An 18,693-nucleotide genomic window follows, 5' to 3' on the forward strand; every position below is an offset into this window, starting at 1 on the left:
ATTTAGCAGATTAGGCTGATCTGTTTACCTCTTATAAAAAATCTGTTCAATCTGCTAAATCTGCGTGAAAAAGAAAAACTCAGCGCTCTTTGCGGTTAAAAAACAGCAGACAAATGATCTATAAAATAACCACAAAGAGCGCTAGGTTTTATATAAAGTTCACGATGGTTTCTCGTATAAACCAATAGCTTGAAGCTATTATAAATTCAAATCTTTAAAACCAGAAACTTCGGTAGAAACTTCCCCTAGCCATCCACCTTCGGCACGGTTTGAATTGTAGACTTTGATGAAGTTAATTCCTTGTAGTTTTACAGGGTTTCCTTTTTTATCTACGGACCAATTGATATCGATTTGGGCTTTTTCATCGGTGTTGGACCAATTGTCGGCATAGCCCCAGTCGTAGGCGGGGTTTACCCAATACGTGCCTGTTCCGGATTTATCGAATAGGTTGGCTTTTAAGAAAGTTCCTTTTAGGGTAATGCTGGTGCCTTTCCAGGTTGGATAGAAAGGATTGCTGTGATAAGCATTTTTAGAGATATAACCCGTTTGCCCTTGATTATCAGTCCAACGAATGTAATTGGGTTCCGATGGGTTTTCAGGTTCACTTTTGGGTTGGTAATACGTCAGCTCGTAATTTTTGATGGTCGTTGGTTTATTGTGCTCTGAACCTGCAATTTCGTACCATTCGTCATCTGCTTTTCCGTTGTTGTTTACATCGCTGGAAACCATTATTATACCGGGTTCGGCCCAATTGCTAAACGCGTTTCCAAGGACAATAAAATCGTTGCCTTCTTTATTGATAATTGTGTGGTCAAATCCCATTACGATATAACCTCCAAATCCGCCAAGACTTACCAAGCTTCCTGTTGTAAGTGTCGTTTCTGCTTTTTTTCGCATGGTTTCGTCAGTGTCTTTTACAGTTGCTTCGGGTAGCGCATTTGTAAATTGCCCGGGAGCAGGAAAGAATTCAAAGACATTTTTGACTCCGTTCAGATAGGTTTTTTCATTTACATTAACGGTGATTTTTTTAAAGATTTCACCGGAATTGTTTTTTACTCTAAAGTCAATTTTATAGGTTCCGGCTTGTGCAAACACGTACATTAGATCAAGTGTGGTCGCAATTATTTTTCCATTTAACAGCCAGGTATAAGTCACGTTATCCGGATTTTTAAGTTTAGGCTGGAGGTGAAACCATTGCATTTTATCAATTGTAAAACCATTTGTTGGTTCATCAAATGTTACTTCCGGTAATACCACTTCGGAAGGTGTCTCATCTTTGGAACATCCGGTGAGGAATAGAGTTGTGGCTAATGCAATTAAAATTTTATTCATAAACGAAAAGAGTATTATTTTCTATTCTTGTTTTTGCTTTAAAAGCGAAAAAAACGAAAACGAAAACCAAATTTGAATTTGATGTTTGTGTCCGGCCTTAAAGTTTTGCTCCACGAAAACTTTAAACTATTAAGCAGTGGCAGGTCTCCTGACTTGTTTCCATTTTGAGCAACCTTCCCACATTTCTAAAAATGCAGTGGCAAAAGATTAGATTTTGAAGATTTGAAAAATCAACAGCAATCTGTCAAAATGTTGCATGAAACTTACAGTAACGGGCTTGTTCAGGATTTGCACCTAATTCCCTTTTAATCAACTACACCGAAAAATGCAGTTGAACCATTGCGCGTACAAATGTAAATAAACTCTTTGGTGCTTTTAATGTTAATTTCAAAAAAAAATAAGCGTCTTTTGTTCTTTCGACGAAGGAGAAATCGCATCCCATATTCTACGACAATTTGCTTTGCTTACGTGCTTTTTTGTACGAAAAATTTGTTAAATAATTCTTGGGTATCTTATATGATAACCGTTTTTAGAAAATATAATGTCAAATTTGAATTAAAATGGAAAAACATGAAAACACAACACACAGAACCGTTCGTATCACTTTTAGAAGTAATGAACAAGGGAGGGTATTTTACAAAACTAAAACCGGACAATACAAATAATTCGTTTGAAGTAGCGCTAAAAGTATCTTCTTACAGCGAATTAAACCTAATGGTTTCTACTTTACTTAAAGCAAGTATTAGTGTACTTAAAAATGAGGATCCTTATTTATCAGATAGTATGTCTGAGCAGGAAATAGATATAGCGACTTTGCTCGATATGGCCTTAAAACTTCTTCCGGATGATGAAATGGAATTGTTCGATGAAGTACATAAACTTCGTTTGAATGCTGATCATTGATTTGATAGGATTAGTTTAGTACACATAAAAACGCCTTCTAGATATCAATTAAAGGTTCTTTTATGAGTTATTGTCACCCTGAGCGAAGTCGAAGGCTGGTTAGGTAAAAGGGGCTTCGACTCCGCTCAGCCTGACAAATGGAAGAGAGATAAGAAAAATTGCGTATTTTTATTGCTTAGTAATCTATGTGCTAAAATTAATTGTATCCAACGGATTTATTTGATGATTTTGTAGTTTTTAGAGTCGTCCGACTTTACCGTTTTATAAATATCAAAAAGAATAAAAACTGCAGTAATAGGATTGACAAATAAAAACAGGTCTAAAAAACCGCCGTGTGTAATTTCAAAGAGAGCAAGTATTAAAAACAGTGCAAATAAAAGCAGATTAAAAATGCCGAAAAAGCAATAAAGAAAACTTAAACTTAATTTGTTCTTCTTATCGTTTTTAAAATAAAAGAATCTTAATAGTATTAAAATCACTCCAATTGCCCCGGAAATCCAACAACTGTTCAGGTAAAAATCAAGAACTTCGAACCCATGAAACCAGCCAGGTGATTCAAAGAAGTAAATGAAGAAAGCACAAATTGTCCAAATATTTGTTATGATCAGGGAGAAGGTTAGATTTTTAAAAAGGGTTTCTTTCATGTGTTGGTTTCTTTTGGTTATAAATAAAGTTTTGATGTAACACTGTGTAAACATTAATAGTGCCAGAATGTGAATAACAATAGTATTTAATTCTTGCTCTCAGTAAATTTTAATTCAGTTCTTGAAAGACTTTTTTGTAATTGTGTGAAATGTAAAAAGGGCAGAACCTTATAGAATGGTTCTGCCCTTTTTTTATTCTTTATAGTTGGATTGCGGAAAATTTTAACGCAAAGCTCGCAAAGATTTTCTTTTACACGCAGATTTGCTTCGCCAGTTCGCTATCGCTCGGGTAGCTGATTAGGCTGATCTTATTTATCTCTCAAAAAAATATCTGTGCAATCTGCTAAATCTGCGTGCAAAAAAACAAGTATAAAACTAAAAAGAATTCGTAATACTATAACTAAACTTTGCGTGCGGTTATCTCCAGTTTAAGCATAACTTTTCATTTTCTGAACGATTTCCATATAACGATTTTCAAAAACTGTTTGCTCAACAGGAACCACAACCGATTGGAATAATTGCATCAAATTATCAGCGTGATTGGCTACTTTTGTTGTTTGAAGGTTGTAATGAATGAATTTTATCCAAAGCAATGCTTTTAGTTCTGTTTCATTCTCATTCCACATTTTCATTTCTACCAGTAAAACATTATCGGTATATTGAATCAATTGAGACTCGATTACTACAGTTTCCATTGTAGAGGCCGGTCTCATATAACTGATCTGATTGGAAGCTACAACCCAGCTCAGCGCGGTTGTTTTCATCAATTTAAAAATATCAAGATTGTAGTGTTCTGCAATTTGGTCTTCACGGGTATTAATGAAATATTCAAGGTATTTTGCATTGTTCAAATGATTGAAAGGATCACAATCCTGAAATCTGATTTTTCTTTTTGTTTTTAATACTTTTTCCATTTTTAATTAAATTATCACATACCGATTGGTATATGTAGGGTTAAATTTTTTTACTTTTTTATGTTTTTAATTAGTATGTCATCAATGAAATCCATTGCATGCGTAATGTAGGAGTCGTCATTGTGTGTGAATGCCAAAAGAGAACTGCCTTCTATCATAGTTAAAATGAGTTGTGCATATTTGTTTACATCGGTATCCGGTTGAATTTCATCTTTGCTAATCCCTTCGCTGATGATATCGGTTAGTCCATTAATGAATTTTTGAGATAACTTCTCGGCAGCTTCGAACAATAGAGGATTTACAAATTTGGTGTCAACAGAAACCCGTAACATCGGACAACCGCCTCTGTCCTTGAGTAAATCGTAATAGGAGCGATGGTAGTTGGTTATAGTGTGTAATTTGTTAATAGCACCTTCCTTAGTCGCCACCAGCTTAAACAACGGAATTATAGCAATACCGACATTAAGTTTAAAGGCTTGCAATGCCAAATCTTCTTTGTTGGCAAAATTGCAATAAATAGCCCCTTTGGTCAGCCCCGTAGCCTTTGTAATATCCGACAAACTGGTTCCAATATAGCCTTGTTTATTAAAAACGGGCGCAATTTTATCCAATATAAATTCAGAAGTATTCATGGCTTGTTTGGATTTGTGACTAATAGTAGGACAAATATAAGAAACAAATACCGATCGGTATGTGAGAAAATGTTTTTTTATTTTAAATAATTTGTTTTACTAAATTTTGGAAGAATGTTTGGGTTCTTGTTGCTGTTAGCAACAAGATTAGTGTTAGCATTGGTTTAGAGACTAAGATGCTCGCTGGCAATCCTAAAAAACAAACAAAAGCTATCGGACATCGTTTTATCAGAAGTCTTTGAAAGTGGGTAATTTAATGAAATTTACTGCTATATTATTTCGTAAAAAAAATGATTAATCTTGTTAAAAAATAGTCGTACATTAGTTGTTTGTAAATGTTTTATTTTGAGTTAAGTTGTTGATTTATTTATTTTTAGAATGTTTTATTTTGATTTTTTTTAATTGTTATTAAAGAAAATGTCTTACAATTTTTGTTTTGCTTTTAAGTGCTTAATTAAATGTATAAAAAACTTAATACTAAATATTATGACTAAAAAAATAGCAATTATCCCGAAAAATAAGGATAGAGGAATACATGTTGAGACGCTACAAAAAAGACTACTTGATTTAGGATTTAACCCTAATGGAGTAGACGGTATTTTTGGCAATGGCACAGCAGTGGCGCTTAAAAAATTTCAAAGTTCATCTGGTTTATCTGATACAGGAATTATTGACACTACAACGCTCTCCAAACTCGATTTAGAAGTAAAAGTGGGACAAGACAATAATCATGAAATTGCGATAACAGATATCGTAGATAGAAAAGATATTACTAACACAGATTGGAAAAATAGAGGGAAGGCTGTTTGGGGTTACTATTATGGTATGGCACTTATGTTTGCAGTTTTATACAAAAGATTAAAAAATGGAGATCCACTTGTCAAAGAAATGGCAAAGGCACTTCATTCAGATCGTGATAGAGATGCTCTAAAAAGATTTGATACTGTGTTTGCTGGTAAAGGGATGAAAAATGATAATGGAGAAGAGGACAGGTTAAGGCATCTGTTTGTTCTTATGTTTGGGCTTGGTGTTATGGAAAGTAACGGAAAACATTGTGCAGGCAGGGACATTACCATGAATTTTGATCATGGTGATGATACGGAAGCGGGATTGTTTCAAACCAGTTATAATGTAAGGAGTGTTGCAAGAGATAAATTATCACAAGTGTTTGAAACATACAGATCGTCAAACACAAATGGTTTTTTAGAGTATTTCAAAAAAGGGTTTAAGTCCGAAGAAACCGAAAATTATGGGGCCGGAGACGCTTACGAGTTTCAAAAATTATCAAAAGAGTGTCCTGCATTTTCTATAGAGTTTACTGCTATCGCATTAAGAAATGTATCCAATCATTGGGCTCCTGTAAAACATATCGGAGATATCGAAAAAGGGTTGGAAATAAATAGTAGCTGCAATGAACTCTTAAAACAAGTACAAGAGTATGTTGATACATATGGATTCAATGCTGATGAGATAAATTTAGTTGAAAACACAAGAGAAGAAATTGCTCCAATTGTAGCTACTGAACCAAAGAGTGAGCTAAAAGAAATTGCATTAAATAAAGCAAATGAATTAGGACAGAAGGAGCAACTTGAAAAACTATTTGACTCGTATCCCGAAAGTACGGCAAACTATTGGGCAGTAGTAGATTTTAATAAACCAAGTTCAGAGAAAAGATTTTTTATCTTTAATTTGAAAAATAAGAATTACAAATCCTATTTGGTTGCCCACGGAAAGAATTCAGGAGAATCGTATGCAAGAAATTTTTCTAATGTAATTGGGTCTAACCAATCAAGTTTGGGGATATATAAAACAGCAGAGACCTATAATGGAGAACATGGACTCTCATTAAGACTAGATGGGCAAGAAGCTGTAAATTCAAATGTAAGAGCAAGAGCTATTGTAATTCACAAAGCAGATTATGTGGTCCCAAATTATAAGGGAACTAGCAGAGCAGGTCGCTCAGAAGGTTGTTTAGCTGTAAATCCTGCTGACATTGATGAAGTTATAGCAAATTTAAAAAATGGCTCCTATATTATTGCATGGACTACTAACGCATAGTTTTAAAAAATCTGCTGCTTTTATATGGAGGATAAGTAAATAAAGACTACTACAGTCCACTAGAGATTTTTCGTTGGCTTTTTAAGTCCAACGAAACCTTAGTGGTTGTGCATCGTTTATAAGTTTAAGTCTTTTAATTGTACCACTGCATTTAATTGGTAATTTTCAGTTAAGTTGAAAATTTTTCCGAGTTTTTGTGAAGCACTGATAAAAGCGATGAAGGTACACAATTCCGAAATTTCCTTTTCAGAGAAAAACTCTTTAAGCATTTCAAAATGCACATTTGAAATGGATTGGTGGTCTTTACAAAACAGTTCGACAAAAGCAGTTACAGTAGCAGTTTTTATTTTAGTTTGATCAAAGTTGGGTCTTCCTCCTTTTACCATACAGTATTCACAACCATTTTCAAAAGCCATTGCTCTTCTTATTTGTTCTAACAAGTCTTTGTCTAAGGACGTTTTTTTCCAAAAAGATTCCTCCAATTCAATCCATTTTTCAAGAATTTGAGTATTGTGTCCGATAAGTTTTTCAAAAGAAGTTTTTCCATTTTCTGCAAAGTTAATTCTTGTCATTGTTCAAAATTTAAGTTAATCAAAGTTCAAGGTTTTGATTTCTTTGTCAAAGTGGATTTAATGGTAATGTTTATTAATTTAGCTTAAATTAATTTTATTTTAAACAAGATGCAATGAAAATAGCTTTAGACGATTTTGATTATAAAATTCTTCAAATCCTGAACGAAAATGCAAGATTGAGTTATGCTGAAATCGGAAGAAAAATTGCTTTGTCGCAATCGGCAACGAAAGAACGTGTTTTAAATTTGGTTGAAAATGGGGTGATAAAACAGTTCAGTACAGTTATAGATTTTGAAAAACTAGGCTACGGATTAAAGGTAATTATTAGCTTAAAATTCAAAAACGATGAGTTTAAAATATTCATTACTGATCTGTCAAAGTTTCCTGAAATTCTCAATTGTAAACGCGTTACGGGAGAATATTGTTTGATTGCGGAATGTGTTTTGCGGGATAGTTTACATCTCGAAAATTTGATTGACCGCTTGATCACTTATGGTGTTCCTGCGACTTCAGTTCAATTATCAGAAATAAAAGCAGATACTTTTTTTAAGCGTAAGATAAGTTAAAACCACACATTATGTTTAGGTATTTGGAGAGCAGATTTCCTCCTTGTTCTGTCAATTGAATCAGGACATACTGGGGTTAAATCTTTGGTTTTCGATAAAGTAGTATTTGAATCACATCATTTTCCCTTCCTTAGCATACTCTTTTTTTATCCCCTGAAGAAGGTGCGTGAGGTTAATAGTTTCGTTTTCGTCTTCTAATGTTTTCAGGCAGGCATATTGAATGATGTTTACAATATTGGCACCTGTAATGTCGTATTTTTTGGAAAGTTCGTTTAGGTTTACATCCTCAGAAATTCTAATTCCTCTTGGGAGGTTATTTTCCCAAAGACGCAAGCGTTCCCCGTAGGAAGGGACTTCAAACTCAATTATAGATTGAAATCTGCGGGTGAAAGCGGTATCAATATTCGCCTTAAAATTCGAAGCCAGAATAACCAATCCGGGATGGTTTTCGATGCGTTGCAGCAGATACGAAACTTCCTGATTGGCGTATTTGTCATGGGCATCGCGAACGTTGGTTCGTTTTCCGAACACGGCATCAGCTTCATCAAAGAAAAGGATCCAGTCTTTGTCGGCGGCTTTGTCAAATAGGGAGGAAAGGTTTTTTTCGGTTTCACCAATGTATTTTGAAATTACCATCGATAAATCAATTCTGTAGACATCTCTTTTAGTATACTTCCCAAGGAGGGAGGCGGTGAGTGTTTTTCCGGTTCCCGGGGCACCATAAAACATGACTCTGTATCCCGGTTTTATTTTGGATTTCATGTTCCATTCGTTCAGGATGATGTCGTTAAATTTCAACCAGGTTTCTATTTCTTTAATGTTATTTAAAGTAGTAGAATTGAGTACCAAGTCGCCCCATTCTAATTGAGTTTCGATTAATTGTGCGGGGAAGATGCTGCTGAGCTGCGGTTTCAGGATTTTTCCGGTAATGAATTTTTCGACATATTCATCATCTAAAACAAGCAAACCGCTTAGTTTGGGTTCGCCATTGCTAACCGAGTCTATTTTGATGATTCCTTTTTGATAAAGGAAAGACTTGTTGTGCAGGTAATTATAAAAGGAGATTCTATCCTCGAGATGGTTTCCTGCGATTAAAAATTGAGCAGTTTCACCTGTTGGTAAAATCCCGCGGTGGTTCTTTGTTTTTATGCCGCCAAATTCGGGTAATTCACCACCATTGGGTAGGTATTCGGCTATGATGGAGCTTAAAAAATCGGGATGAATATTGGGAACCAATGCCAATGCAAGTAACAGAATATCGGTTTCGGACAGGTTGTTTTCTATGATGAATTCGTTCACAAATCCCGTAGCATCCAGTTTTCTGACGATGAATTTTTCCGCTGGATTTTCTACCTGAAAAAGAGTGTCAAGCTGAAAGATGAATTGGTTTTTTAGAATCTCAAATAGTGTTTTCATGATGGTTTTCTTAAAAATTCAATTAATTCATTTCCTAATTTTACTTGTTCAGTAAGAGATAAAATGAGTTGCGAGGTGTTAAATTCAATATTTTTTATGTCGGGATAACTTTCATCAGGAGTTATATCATTTGGGTTTAAACGAATGAAATTATATAATTCTTCCTGTTGGTTTATGTCACCGTTGATAAACATAGGGGAATTGGTTAGCGGATAATAGGATGAAAAAGGCTCAGGGAGTAGGCCTAAAGCCGAAAAATAGGTTATGTTGTCTTTGGGTTCAAAAATAAAGAATGTTGGTGTCCAGTCACCTGTGGTCTTTAAGATTGCAAATTGCTTGTTTTTTAAACGTTGTTCTATTTCAGTTAACTGAGGTAGAATGAAATCGATGAATCCAAAAGGATTTAACCTTGAATTTTGAGATATTGATAATGGATGGAAATTTAATGTAGTATCTTCCAAAGCAGGTTCCCAATCGGGCTTGATTTTTAAATACTGATCAACATTCATATTGTTTTGGGAAGATGAATCTCCGTATTCACTATCTGGATTTTGTAAAATGAATTCTATCATAAAATAATTTTTTATAAAAATCTATTCAGGTAAAGTTAATGATTAATATTAAATACTTTGCCATAAGGCAACGGCAGCCTGCATCAGTAATTTTGGAACATCAGGAGTACCGGGTTTAGGATACATAGATACAATACCTCTAGGTCCTAGATTTACCCTTACTTCATTTGCACCAATTTGAACAAGTTTACTATCGCCCGGTAACATAGTTCGTACTAAATTCTGTACTTCAACAGAGTTTAGAGCATCAGTAGCCAAAGCTCTAACTTCGCTGGCTCCGATATTAAGTGGCCACATGCTGTTTTGTCCTTTGCAATTATTCAGAACCATTGCAAAATATTTCCAGGTATGCCTGCTGATCATGTGTAGAATATCATGGGCTTCTACTGTAACTTCAAGTGATGATCCATCAGCGAGTGTTAGCATTCTTTTAGCTATGCCTCCCGATCCGGGAGCTGTTCTTCCGCCCACTTTAGCGGTTCGCCCTAAACATCCGGCATCTAAGAAAGTTATTCCATATTGAAGGGTTTGTCTCCAGGTCGTTAGGCTTGCCCCTGGATAGCTTAACACCAGATTAAAAAATTCTGTTATTTTGCCAACATTCTTAAACCCGCGTGCCGCACAGGCGTCAAGAAATTCAAGAATAAAAGTAGATCCCGAAGTAGCACGTGATAAACCGGATGCAATTGCTTTGTCAACGACAGCCAGTACATCAGCAAAATTACCAAAATGAGTGATGTAGTTGGCTATTTTATCAAGATCCTTAATTTCATCTAGTACTCTCATCAAATCATCTACAATGCCACCGGCCTGAGTCAATAGATTTCTTAATTTGGCTACGGTTAAATTCTCCATATGAAGGATTCTTTCCAGTTTGCCAATAGTCATTCCCACTTCGTCAAGGAATCTTACAAAATCATCCAATTCAGCAGCCAAGCCATCTAATTTTGGTAGGGCTGCGTTTATATCTGCTAATCCTTCGAGGAAAGGAACTAGACGATCTAAGGCTGTGCTTCTTCCCAGAACAGTAACCAACTTGTTGAATTCATTTACCCCGTTAAATACTGCCAGTAAGCGATCGGTGTCTGCAAATCGGTCAAAGGCTATAACCAGTTTATCCAATTCGGCAACTTTGTCAAATAGGGCTACTATTTTATTTACTTCTGTCGCTTCTTCTACTATTCTTAGTAAGGTGGCAAAATCTGCGGCTTTGGTTACAATTCGAAGCAATGCTGCAGTATCGTCGGCGGTCTCGATTAAGGTGATTAATCTTCCGAGATTGGATGCTCCGACACGTTCGATAGCAATGATCATTTTGTCCAGATCAGTTGCTTTGTTCAGTACTCTTATTAGTCTTCCGATATCATCGCCCGAACGTTCCAGTATCGTAATTAATTTGACGAGCTCTTTTGCTTTCCCCATTATGGTGATCAGGCTTTCGGCATGACCGGCTACTATTCCTTTTTCGATAAGGGCTAAAACCCGGCCAATATCATCTGCTTTGGTCAGAATACTAAGTAATTCGTCAGCCTTACCAACGGCGAGTAATGCTTCAATTATTCGAGCTACATCATCGGCGCTAGTCAGTAGTTTAATCAGCCCGCTAACGTCTTTAATTTTTTCGATTAATAGCAGCAATCTTTCAATATTGGCCATGCTGTCGATCAGGGCAATAAAGGCTTTTACATCTCCCACCAGAACAACAATTCTGAGGAATCGCGCCAGCCCTCCAACTCTTGCTACAATTGCCGAGATTCTTGCGATGCGTGCCAACCAGCCAACTAATCGGGAATAAACACCTGCTCCGACGAGGGCTAAAGCAATTTCAAAAAGAGCTCTTCCGAATAATCGTCCTCTTTCGTAAGGACTTAAACCTTCTGTAGTGACCGCCTTGTAGATGTAATAGATGGCAAAAAGAGCCGCTATAACAATTCCGACAACCAGCAGTACTTTCAGGATAACAGCCAAAGCAATTCCGAATTTAAAGATCAGGACAAGGATTATGATGACAATAATGATCACAATGATCCAGAAAATTAAAGTTCCCATTGCTTTTCCTATAGTAGTGATCAAAGTGGTAAAACCTTCCACAAAACCTCTTGCCATTCCGGATATGAAATCAGTGAACGTATCCCACCAGGAACTGGAACGATTGAATTCCCTGTCGAGATTGGCGGTAAACTGGTTTACTATTTCTGTTTGCTGTTCCAGACCTTTGCTTACCGTTTCGTGCATGTTAGAGACGTCGTCAGTAAGTTGACTGTTCCATTTGGTTTCGCTTTTATCAATTTGTTCCTGTAAGCCTGAACCCAAATCATCTGCCACGGTTTTGGTATCGGTTTCAGCCTCTCTTGCGCTGCCATTAATTTCTTTTACGGTATCTGATTTTAGTTTGTCGGCAGATTCCTGATAGCCGCTTGCTGTTTCAGATAAAGAAGTATTAATGGTGTCCTGAGTTGAAATAAATTTAGTCTTGAATTCTGTTGTAACATCAGACACTTTTTTGATGACGTCTTTAATGTATTTGTCAACGTCTTTATGATGTTCGTCAATAGCTTTGCCTAAATCATTTTGTGCTTCTGTCACTTCTTCGTTATACCAGTAAATTTCGCTGATGTCGGTTTTGAACTTATCAATCTCTTCCAGTGTGGTTGTTTGATTTTTATCAGTATTTGAAATTCCGGTTTTTAAAATATCGTCTAATTCCGTATCTATTTTTGTCGGGATCAGTTCCAGTACGGCAATTTGCGAAGTGATGCTGGTTCCTAGTTCGGTTTTTAACTTGGTTGTTTCTTCCTCCAGAGAAGTGAGTGATTTTGCCGCAGATTCGGTTACGGCCTTGATGATTTCGTCTTTTTTGTCATTGATTGCCTTTATTGCTTCCTCTTTTTTGTTACCGAATTCGGAGCAAACATTCGTCGCATCTTCGCGATAATTGCCGGCTAATTTTAAGGAATGCGAAATGACTTCGGAAGAAATAAGATCACCTGCTTCCTGAATTTTCTGAATGGTATCAGGCTTGCTGGACCATGCGGCTTCAACAATGTCGCCGGCATTGTCCTTGCCGCTGTATTGGCTTTGTTTCTGCTGAATAATGGCGTCAATCTGCTTAATGTTGGCAGAAGTAGTTTTGAGGGCATTGGTAGATTCTTCGGTTCCTGTAGTAGTCACACTTTTTGCTTTATCTTCGGCGATAGAGGTAAGTAACTCTTTTTTGGTTAGGATCACATCATCTACCCTTGCTATTTCTTCAATGGCGGTATCTTTTGCTTGTTGTATTTCAGTGTCTCGTTTTCCTTTTATAGCATTGCTTGCCTGTTCGTAGGATTTATTGATTTTTTCAAGAGTCGCTCTTTTGGTTTCTTTTAATCGGTCGATTTCGGTTTGAACAGCCTCTTTGGTTTTTCTCTTCTCTTCATTGATTCCGTCTGTAAGTGCTGTTTTTTGATTTGTGAAATAGGTAATAGAGGCTTGTTTTTTCTCTTCAACATAAGCAATAAACAAATCATAACTGGCAAAACCACCACCCGTTTCTGCACCACCGGTAGAAGATGTTGAGGTGGTTTCTGACGAAGTTGCACCGGTACCACCCGATGAATCACTGCTGGTAGACTCGTTGTTTTGGCTTGCTGTTGCTGGTGCTGTTGATTGGTTGGCCTCTTCATTTCCGCTTGCATTTGTCGTTGACTGGTTGGTTGAATCTGAGGGTGCTCCCGGTACCGATTGGTTTTGAGTATCATTTGCGGGTGTACCCGATTGCGAAGTCGAATCGGTTCCAGAAGTATTTTGATCGGCAGCTGTACTATCAGAAGTTGAACCTCCATTATTGGATTGAGGCGATTGATTTTGTTGTGTTGAAGTGTCTTCAGAAGAGGTGTTTTCAGAAGAAGCGTTCTCAGACGAGGTGTTTTCGGTTCCTGAATTTTCCGGTGCTGAACTGTTGGGTTCTTCTTCCTTTTTTTGAACGGCGGGAGCTGATGCACCTTGTTGAACAGTATGTGTCAGTTCGTGAGCAAGCAAGTGTTTTCCGGATGGAGAGTCGGGATTGAATTTCCCTTCATTAAAATAAATATCATTCCCGTTTGCAAATGCCTGAGAGCCCAGTTGTTGGTTCATCTGAACAGCATTGGAATCATTGTGGATTTTTACATCGCTGAAATCGGCTCCAAACCCTGATTCCATCTCTGTTTTGGCATTTTCCGGAAGCGGAGAACCACCACCTTTGCTATTGTTTAAATCGGTTTCAAGATCAGAATTATCAGTAGGATCTGCATCAGCACCCGCACTCATTTGGAGTCCATTTTCCTCTTCTTTTGACTGCGTTTCCTCTTCTTCTTTGGATTGAACTTCTTCTTCGACTTTCTTTTGTTGAATCAATGGCTTTGGTGTCGGCGTTTTTTCAACAGTTGCAGTTGCCTCAGGAGTTGTAACTTCGATTTTATTTGGAGCGGTTTCTTCTTTCTCCGATCTCGAATGAAAAAGAGTAGCGTTGTTTTCTCCTACTGCTGTTGTTTCGGGAATAGCAACTTCTGTTTGGTTTAGAATCGTTTCTTCTTTTTCTGAATTGGAATGCAAAATGGAAGGATTGCTTTCAACAGACGGAATTATTTCAGGAGTCGCAACCTCAACTTTGTTTTGGACTGTTTCTTCTTTTTCCGATTTTAACTGACCCACCGGACTGATGTTCTCAGCTATTGGTTTTTCAGAAAGAGTATTTTCGGTTTCTTCTTTTTTCTGTACGTCATTTAGTTTTTTCTGAGCAATAGGAGAGGGACTGAAAAAAGGTTCCGGTGCTGTATTCTTTTGCGTATTGGAGATTACTTTTTCCGCTACATGGTCGGCTTCGGCTTCAAATTTATCATTTGATTTTCCGATGTTAAGCTTTGCCTGTACACCAAAAAAATCCTCGCCCTGTCTCGAATTTAGTCCGGACGAGTTTGAAGGATTTGCTTTTGCTTTTTGGTGAAATGCTCCCATGAACCTTTATTCTAAGCTGTGATTATTTACTCTTCACCTGCAAAAGCAGCTGCTAAGGCATTTAAAGTATATCGTTCTTTTGGATCGTCTGTTTTTTGATATCCCCAAAAAAAGAGCCGTCCGTTAGAACTGAATAATGAATTTTTCAGATTGACATTCGGGTTATTGGTAAAGTATTTTAGAGCATCCTCATGTTTTTGCTGATTTTCATAAATATAGATGACACAACTAACATTTTCATCAACCACCTCATAGCTCACGGCATACCCGGCAGCTGCTTCATCGGCTGTAGGAGTAGGAGGAATCTCTTTGAGAGGCTTCGAAAAGGAATGCATTAAACGGTCTATTTTAGTTTTTTCATGCTCTAAATAATCTGACATGTTGGTTGTTTTTAATTGGTTATTATTTCTGTTGTCTTTTCGGGAACAAGTAGCCAGTGTTAAGCTTACAAGACAATAAATCCCTATTTTTTTATAAGTACGCATCGGCAGCAGTCCAGTTTCCACTTTTAGTTTCATTTAGGAAAGTACTCCAGCCTGTACCTCCGGCACTAACAAAAGTACTTTCTAAGGTATCTGTATCCCCATCAAAATACGCAGCGGCTACAACGGCTTCTCCGACTAATGCGACTAATTTTGTGGCGGTAGTCCAATTGTCCTGATAATTTGTTCTTGTTGAAATGTTTATTCCGGCTGCGTTACAAACCATTCTGGTAAAATATTCGGTCACTCCTTCATTTAGCGGTTGACTGAGGTTTATTAATGTCCGCGTCGAATATTTGTGTGTTCCCTCATGCACCATAGTACCGGGGTTACCGCTATTTTGCTCGATCCATACCCTGCGTTCGCTGTCTACAAAACCACTTACGTTTTTTGTTGCCCATACTGATGCGCCATAATGGTTCTCTCCGGCAATATTCCAGTTTAAGGTATCAACAACGGCTACAAATCCTTCAATTTGACGTCCTTCTGCCACTCCACCGCCTACATAAGCAGACAGATGCGTTTGAATTGCGGCGTCAGCATCTACAGCAGAAGTATGCGCAATACTTCCAACAAACAGCATTCTTAACTTAATAATTACCCATAAATAATAGTCGTCTCCTACTTCTGAACGAAGAGAGGCGAGGTAGGCGGCATCATTCCATACCAAATCACGATCTGCTTTTGTGGCGAGTTCGATAATTTGTTTGACTTCTTCTAAACCGGCTTCTGTTCGAGTCCATTCGATTTTAGTTTTTAAATCAAATTGCAGATCGGTTAAGGCCTCGATGATCGTTACGTTGGTGCAAACGCTGCCAAAAAAGGCTTTCCATTCCTCTGTTTTTAAGGAGTCTCTTTCAATTTGTGTGGTGTTGGCATGAATGATCCACGGTTTTATGGTGGGATAATTGAGCTCCCAACTGGTTATGGTCATTTCGGCGTGTAACCAGGTTAATTTGGTGATCAGATCAAATTGCAAGTCGTCTAAGGCTTCGACCATTGTGGCATTGGTACAAACATCAACAAAGAAACTCATGCCTAAATCCGTATTTGTTTTTAGGGAATCTCTTTCCGCTTGCGTTGTATTGGTGTGAATGATCCACGGTTTTATAGTAGAATAACTGAGTTCCCAACTGGTTATGGTCATTTCTGCTTTTAGCCAGGTTAATTTGCTGATCAGATCAAACTGTAAGTCGTCTAAGGCCTCCACCATAGTAACATTGTCGCAAACATCAACAAAGAAACTCATACCTACATCTGTATTTGTTTTTAGGGAATCTCTTTCTGCCGGAGTGGTATTGGCGTGTGTGATCCAGGGTTTTATAGTGGAATAACTGAGTTCCATGCTGGTTATGGTCATTTCTGCCTTTAGCCAGGTTAATTTGGTGATCAGATCAAATTGTAAATCGTCTAAGGCCTCCACCATAGTCGTATTGTCGCAAACTCCGACAAAAAAGCTTCTCCAGGTATCGGTTTTTAAAGCATCTCTTTGGGGTTGGTCTGCAGCGATTACCATTCCTTTAATCTCGCTGTAGCTCATAAATGTAGTTCCGAAAGTCGCCGCAGCATTTACCCATTCGAGTTTTTTATCCAGAGTCCACCCTAAATTGTTGACGGCACTGGTCATTTCTGCTACATTAAGGGCATCGGCCATTCGTCTTTTATAACTACCATCCGCCAAAACCGTTGCTCGTTCCGATTCTTCAAGTTGGGAGCACATCAATATCACCTCATCTTCGGGAACGTTAAAGCTATCCAGCATTTCGTTTAGACTGTCCAGATGGTTGGGTGGATCTTCTTTTTGAATGTTGGGTTTATTGCCTCCTTGCTGTAAAGTATGGGTAAGCTCATGGGCAAGTAAATGTTTGCCACTTTGTGAATCGGGATTGTATTTTCCCTGATTGAAATACACATCGTTTCCGCTGGCAAAAGCCTGTGATCCCAATTCTTTATTCATTTGAATGGCGTTAGAATCACTGTGAATTTTCACATCGCTGAAATCGGCTCCAAAACCCGATTCCATTTCTTCTTTCGTTTGATTGGCCAACGGAGAACCACCGCCTTTGCTACTTTGAAGTTTACCTTCTAATGCTGAGGTATTGGTAGGATTGGTATCCGTTGTAGCACTTTTTTGAAGTGGCTCTTTTTCTTCCTTGCTCTGTACTTCCTGATCTTCTTTGGCGGTTTGTTTTTGAACTAAAGCGGGTTGGGGTGGGGTAAAAAATCCTTTCGATTGGTTTTTTTTATTGGAGACTACTTTGTCCGCTGTAGCATCAGCTTCGGCTTCAAATTTATCATTTGATTTGCCAATGTTGAGTTTTGCCTGTACACCAAAAAAGGATTCTTCTCCTCTCTCCGCTGTCGAAGGGGAATGTTTTGAGTTAGAATTTGACTTTTTTGGAAAGGTACTCATAAACTTTTCGTTTCATTTGTTATTCCATAATCTAAAAAGGGGTGTTTATTTCAAACAAAATTATTTCTTTAGGACCTGCTATTGATAGAATCAACTGGTTGTAATTAACGATTTTAAAATAGTGGCTTTGTCCAATTATCCATCTGTAAGGGGCAACATCCTTTTGGTATTGCATTTCATTTATAACATGCAAGGACTCGGCTGTTGTTCCATTTTTACTGAATTCATAATAGTTGGATAAATTATACGCTGAATAACTATTCTCTTTTTCAAAAACAACAGGAAGAATTTGCTTGTCGAAATTTTCCGGAAGCGCCCATTTTTTTGATAGGGAGTTCGATAGTAAATAAGTGGTTTTGTTTTTAGTATAGGAAACAAAAGCTTCACCATTATTCAAAACTCCGGCCGATTGCAGTCCGATTTCTCCTTTTAATTCGGCACCATCATACCATCTCAAAGTAGTACCTTCCAAAGTAATATATTGGTTGCCCCAGTAGCCTGCTAAATTTTCAAAGTAGCCATATTTTAATGCTGTTTTTTCTGATTTTGTTACACCGTTTTTGTCCAGCGAAAGAATAGCATCGCGGGATTTATTAAAATAAATAAGACTATCGTTGTATGAAATGGTGTTGATGCCACCAGTCCACTCAAAGCGTTTTATAGTTTTAAAATCAGCATCGATTAACCATGTATCGTTTAAACCAATAACCCAAATAGCTTTATTTTCAGCTGGAATAATTTTCATTCCACTTAGAGGATATTGAATTTTAGTTCCGTCTTTTCTTTCCAGAGTAATCGAGTCGAAAGTTAATTTTAAAAAATCTCCGGTGTCCGTAAGTAAGAGATCGATAACATCAGAATCAACAGCAACATATTTAAAATTGTTATTGAAAAGAGTGAAGAAAGTATTGTCTTTTTTGCCGTTTTCAGAAGCGTATCGCCCAATAAGATGCTCAGGAGCACCAAAGAGTTCGAGATATGTTTTTGGAAATGCAAGGGCAGGATTTGGGATGTCAATTCGGGAATATTCAAAACCCTTTTGAGTACCCGAATTGTCTTTTGACAAAACCGGAATCGAATCGGTCTGTTGGCTGTAGACGATTTCAAGAGTAAGTTCATTTTTGGCTTGAATATTCATGTTAACGGGTTTTTTGCATTTAGTGAATGTTAAAAATAATAATAATAACAATGTCTTTTTCATGTTCAATTATT

At 37.3% G+C, this 18,693-nt stretch carries 13 protein-coding genes and 1 riboswitch; of the genes, 3 read left to right on the plus strand and 10 right to left on the minus strand.

From position 1 onward, the window contains the following. Nucleotides 1-198 precede the first annotated feature (198 nt). Nucleotides 199-1,332, minus strand: coding sequence for a PKD-like domain-containing protein (locus LNP23_RS09250; RefSeq protein ID WP_230004659.1), 1,134 nt, complete (start codon nucleotides 1,330-1,332; stop codon nucleotides 199-201). Between the two features lie 121 nt (nucleotides 1,333-1,453). Continuing rightward, nucleotides 1,454-1,688: riboswitch (cobalamin riboswitch) on the minus strand. A gap of 214 nt (nucleotides 1,689-1,902) precedes the next feature. On the opposite strand from LNP23_RS09250, the gene LNP23_RS09255 reads away from it, so the two are divergent. After that, nucleotides 1,903-2,235, plus strand: a complete 333-nt coding sequence (locus LNP23_RS09255) for a hypothetical protein (protein WP_230004660.1) — start codon at nucleotides 1,903-1,905, stop codon at nucleotides 2,233-2,235. Between the two features lie 1,072 nt (nucleotides 2,236-3,307). Here the strand turns inward: LNP23_RS09255 and LNP23_RS09260 are convergent. Beyond that, complete coding sequence (locus tag LNP23_RS09260) at nucleotides 3,308-3,793, minus strand: acyl-CoA thioesterase (protein ID WP_230004661.1); 486 nt, start codon at nucleotides 3,791-3,793, stop codon at nucleotides 3,308-3,310. 50 nt (nucleotides 3,794-3,843) lie between these two features. Further along, entirely contained in the window at nucleotides 3,844-4,425 is a 582-nt protein-coding gene (locus tag LNP23_RS09265) for a TetR/AcrR family transcriptional regulator (protein ID WP_230004662.1), read from the minus strand. Between the two features lie 486 nt (nucleotides 4,426-4,911). On the opposite strand from LNP23_RS09265, the gene LNP23_RS09270 reads away from it, so the two are divergent. Then, entirely contained in the window at nucleotides 4,912-6,483 is a 1,572-nt protein-coding gene (locus LNP23_RS09270; RefSeq protein WP_230004663.1) for a murein L,D-transpeptidase catalytic domain-containing protein, read from the plus strand. Between the two features lie 116 nt (nucleotides 6,484-6,599). Here LNP23_RS09270 and LNP23_RS09275 read toward each other — a convergent pair whose 3' ends face one another. Next, a complete protein-coding gene (locus tag LNP23_RS09275; protein WP_230004664.1) occupies nucleotides 6,600-7,055 on the minus strand; it encodes a carboxymuconolactone decarboxylase family protein in 456 nt (151 codons plus the stop codon). A 113-nt stretch (nucleotides 7,056-7,168) separates the two neighbouring features. Here LNP23_RS09275 and LNP23_RS09280 point away from each other — a divergent pair, with 113 nt between their 5' ends. Beyond that, entirely contained in the window at nucleotides 7,169-7,621 is a 453-nt protein-coding gene (locus LNP23_RS09280; RefSeq protein ID WP_230004665.1) for an Lrp/AsnC family transcriptional regulator, read from the plus strand. A 111-nt stretch (nucleotides 7,622-7,732) separates the two neighbouring features. Here LNP23_RS09280 and LNP23_RS09285 read toward each other — a convergent pair whose 3' ends face one another. The 6 genes from LNP23_RS09285 to LNP23_RS09310 form a co-directional block, all read right to left on the minus strand. Next, complete coding sequence (locus LNP23_RS09285) at nucleotides 7,733-9,037, minus strand: ATP-binding protein (protein ID WP_047778564.1); 1,305 nt, start codon at nucleotides 9,035-9,037, stop codon at nucleotides 7,733-7,735. Beyond that, the gene (locus LNP23_RS09290; protein ID WP_230004666.1) at nucleotides 9,034-9,609 is read right to left on the minus strand and encodes a hypothetical protein; all 576 of its coding nucleotides are present in this window, start codon (nucleotides 9,607-9,609) and stop codon (nucleotides 9,034-9,036) included. Before LNP23_RS09290 ends, LNP23_RS09285 begins: the two co-directional genes overlap by 4 nt. 48 nt (nucleotides 9,610-9,657) lie before the next feature. Further along, complete coding sequence (locus LNP23_RS09295; RefSeq protein WP_230004667.1) at nucleotides 9,658-14,586, minus strand: eCIS core domain-containing protein; 4,929 nt, start codon at nucleotides 14,584-14,586, stop codon at nucleotides 9,658-9,660. Between the two features lie 26 nt (nucleotides 14,587-14,612). Then, nucleotides 14,613-14,966, minus strand: coding sequence for a hypothetical protein (locus LNP23_RS09300; RefSeq protein ID WP_131701556.1), 354 nt, complete (start codon nucleotides 14,964-14,966; stop codon nucleotides 14,613-14,615). A 91-nt stretch (nucleotides 14,967-15,057) separates the two neighbouring features. After that, nucleotides 15,058-17,481, minus strand: a complete 2,424-nt coding sequence (locus LNP23_RS09305; protein ID WP_230004668.1) for an eCIS core domain-containing protein — start codon at nucleotides 17,479-17,481, stop codon at nucleotides 15,058-15,060. Between the two features lie 31 nt (nucleotides 17,482-17,512). Beyond that, nucleotides 17,513-18,619 carry a hypothetical protein gene (locus LNP23_RS09310; RefSeq protein WP_230004669.1) on the minus strand — a complete coding sequence of 369 codons (1,107 nt, stop codon included), beginning with the start codon at nucleotides 18,617-18,619 and terminating at the stop codon, nucleotides 17,513-17,515. Nucleotides 18,620-18,693: the final 74 nt, after the last annotated feature.

It is taken from the genome of Flavobacterium cupriresistens (assembly GCF_020911925.1).
GTDB lineage: Bacteria > Bacteroidota > Bacteroidia > Flavobacteriales > Flavobacteriaceae > Flavobacterium > Flavobacterium cupriresistens.

Coding starts and splice junctions, on each gene's coding strand:
- LNP23_RS09305 (WP_230004668.1), bottom strand. CDS start 17,481: ATGAGTACCTTTCCAAAAAAGTCAAATTCTAACTCAAAACATTCCCCT.
- LNP23_RS09310 (WP_230004669.1), bottom strand. CDS start 18,619: ATGAATATTCAAGCCAAAAATGAACTTACTCTTGAAATCGTCTACAGC.
- LNP23_RS09285 (WP_047778564.1), bottom strand. CDS start 9,037: ATGAAAACACTATTTGAGATTCTAAAAAACCAATTCATCTTTCAGCTT.
- LNP23_RS09275 (WP_230004664.1), bottom strand. CDS start 7,055: ATGACAAGAATTAACTTTGCAGAAAATGGAAAAACTTCTTTTGAAAAA.
- LNP23_RS09280 (WP_230004665.1), top strand. CDS start 7,169: ATGAAAATAGCTTTAGACGATTTTGATTATAAAATTCTTCAAATCCTG.
- LNP23_RS09290 (WP_230004666.1), bottom strand. CDS start 9,609: ATGATAGAATTCATTTTACAAAATCCAGATAGTGAATACGGAGATTCA.
- LNP23_RS09260 (WP_230004661.1), bottom strand. CDS start 3,793: ATGGAAAAAGTATTAAAAACAAAAAGAAAAATCAGATTTCAGGATTGT.
- LNP23_RS09265 (WP_230004662.1), bottom strand. CDS start 4,425: ATGAATACTTCTGAATTTATATTGGATAAAATTGCGCCCGTTTTTAAT.
- LNP23_RS09295 (WP_230004667.1), bottom strand. CDS start 14,586: ATGGGAGCATTTCACCAAAAAGCAAAAGCAAATCCTTCAAACTCGTCC.
- LNP23_RS09300 (WP_131701556.1), bottom strand. CDS start 14,966: ATGTCAGATTATTTAGAGCATGAAAAAACTAAAATAGACCGTTTAATG.
- LNP23_RS09250 (WP_230004659.1), bottom strand. CDS start 1,332: ATGAATAAAATTTTAATTGCATTAGCCACAACTCTATTCCTCACCGGA.
- LNP23_RS09270 (WP_230004663.1), top strand. CDS start 4,912: ATGACTAAAAAAATAGCAATTATCCCGAAAAATAAGGATAGAGGAATA.
- LNP23_RS09255 (WP_230004660.1), top strand. CDS start 1,903: ATGAAAACACAACACACAGAACCGTTCGTATCACTTTTAGAAGTAATG.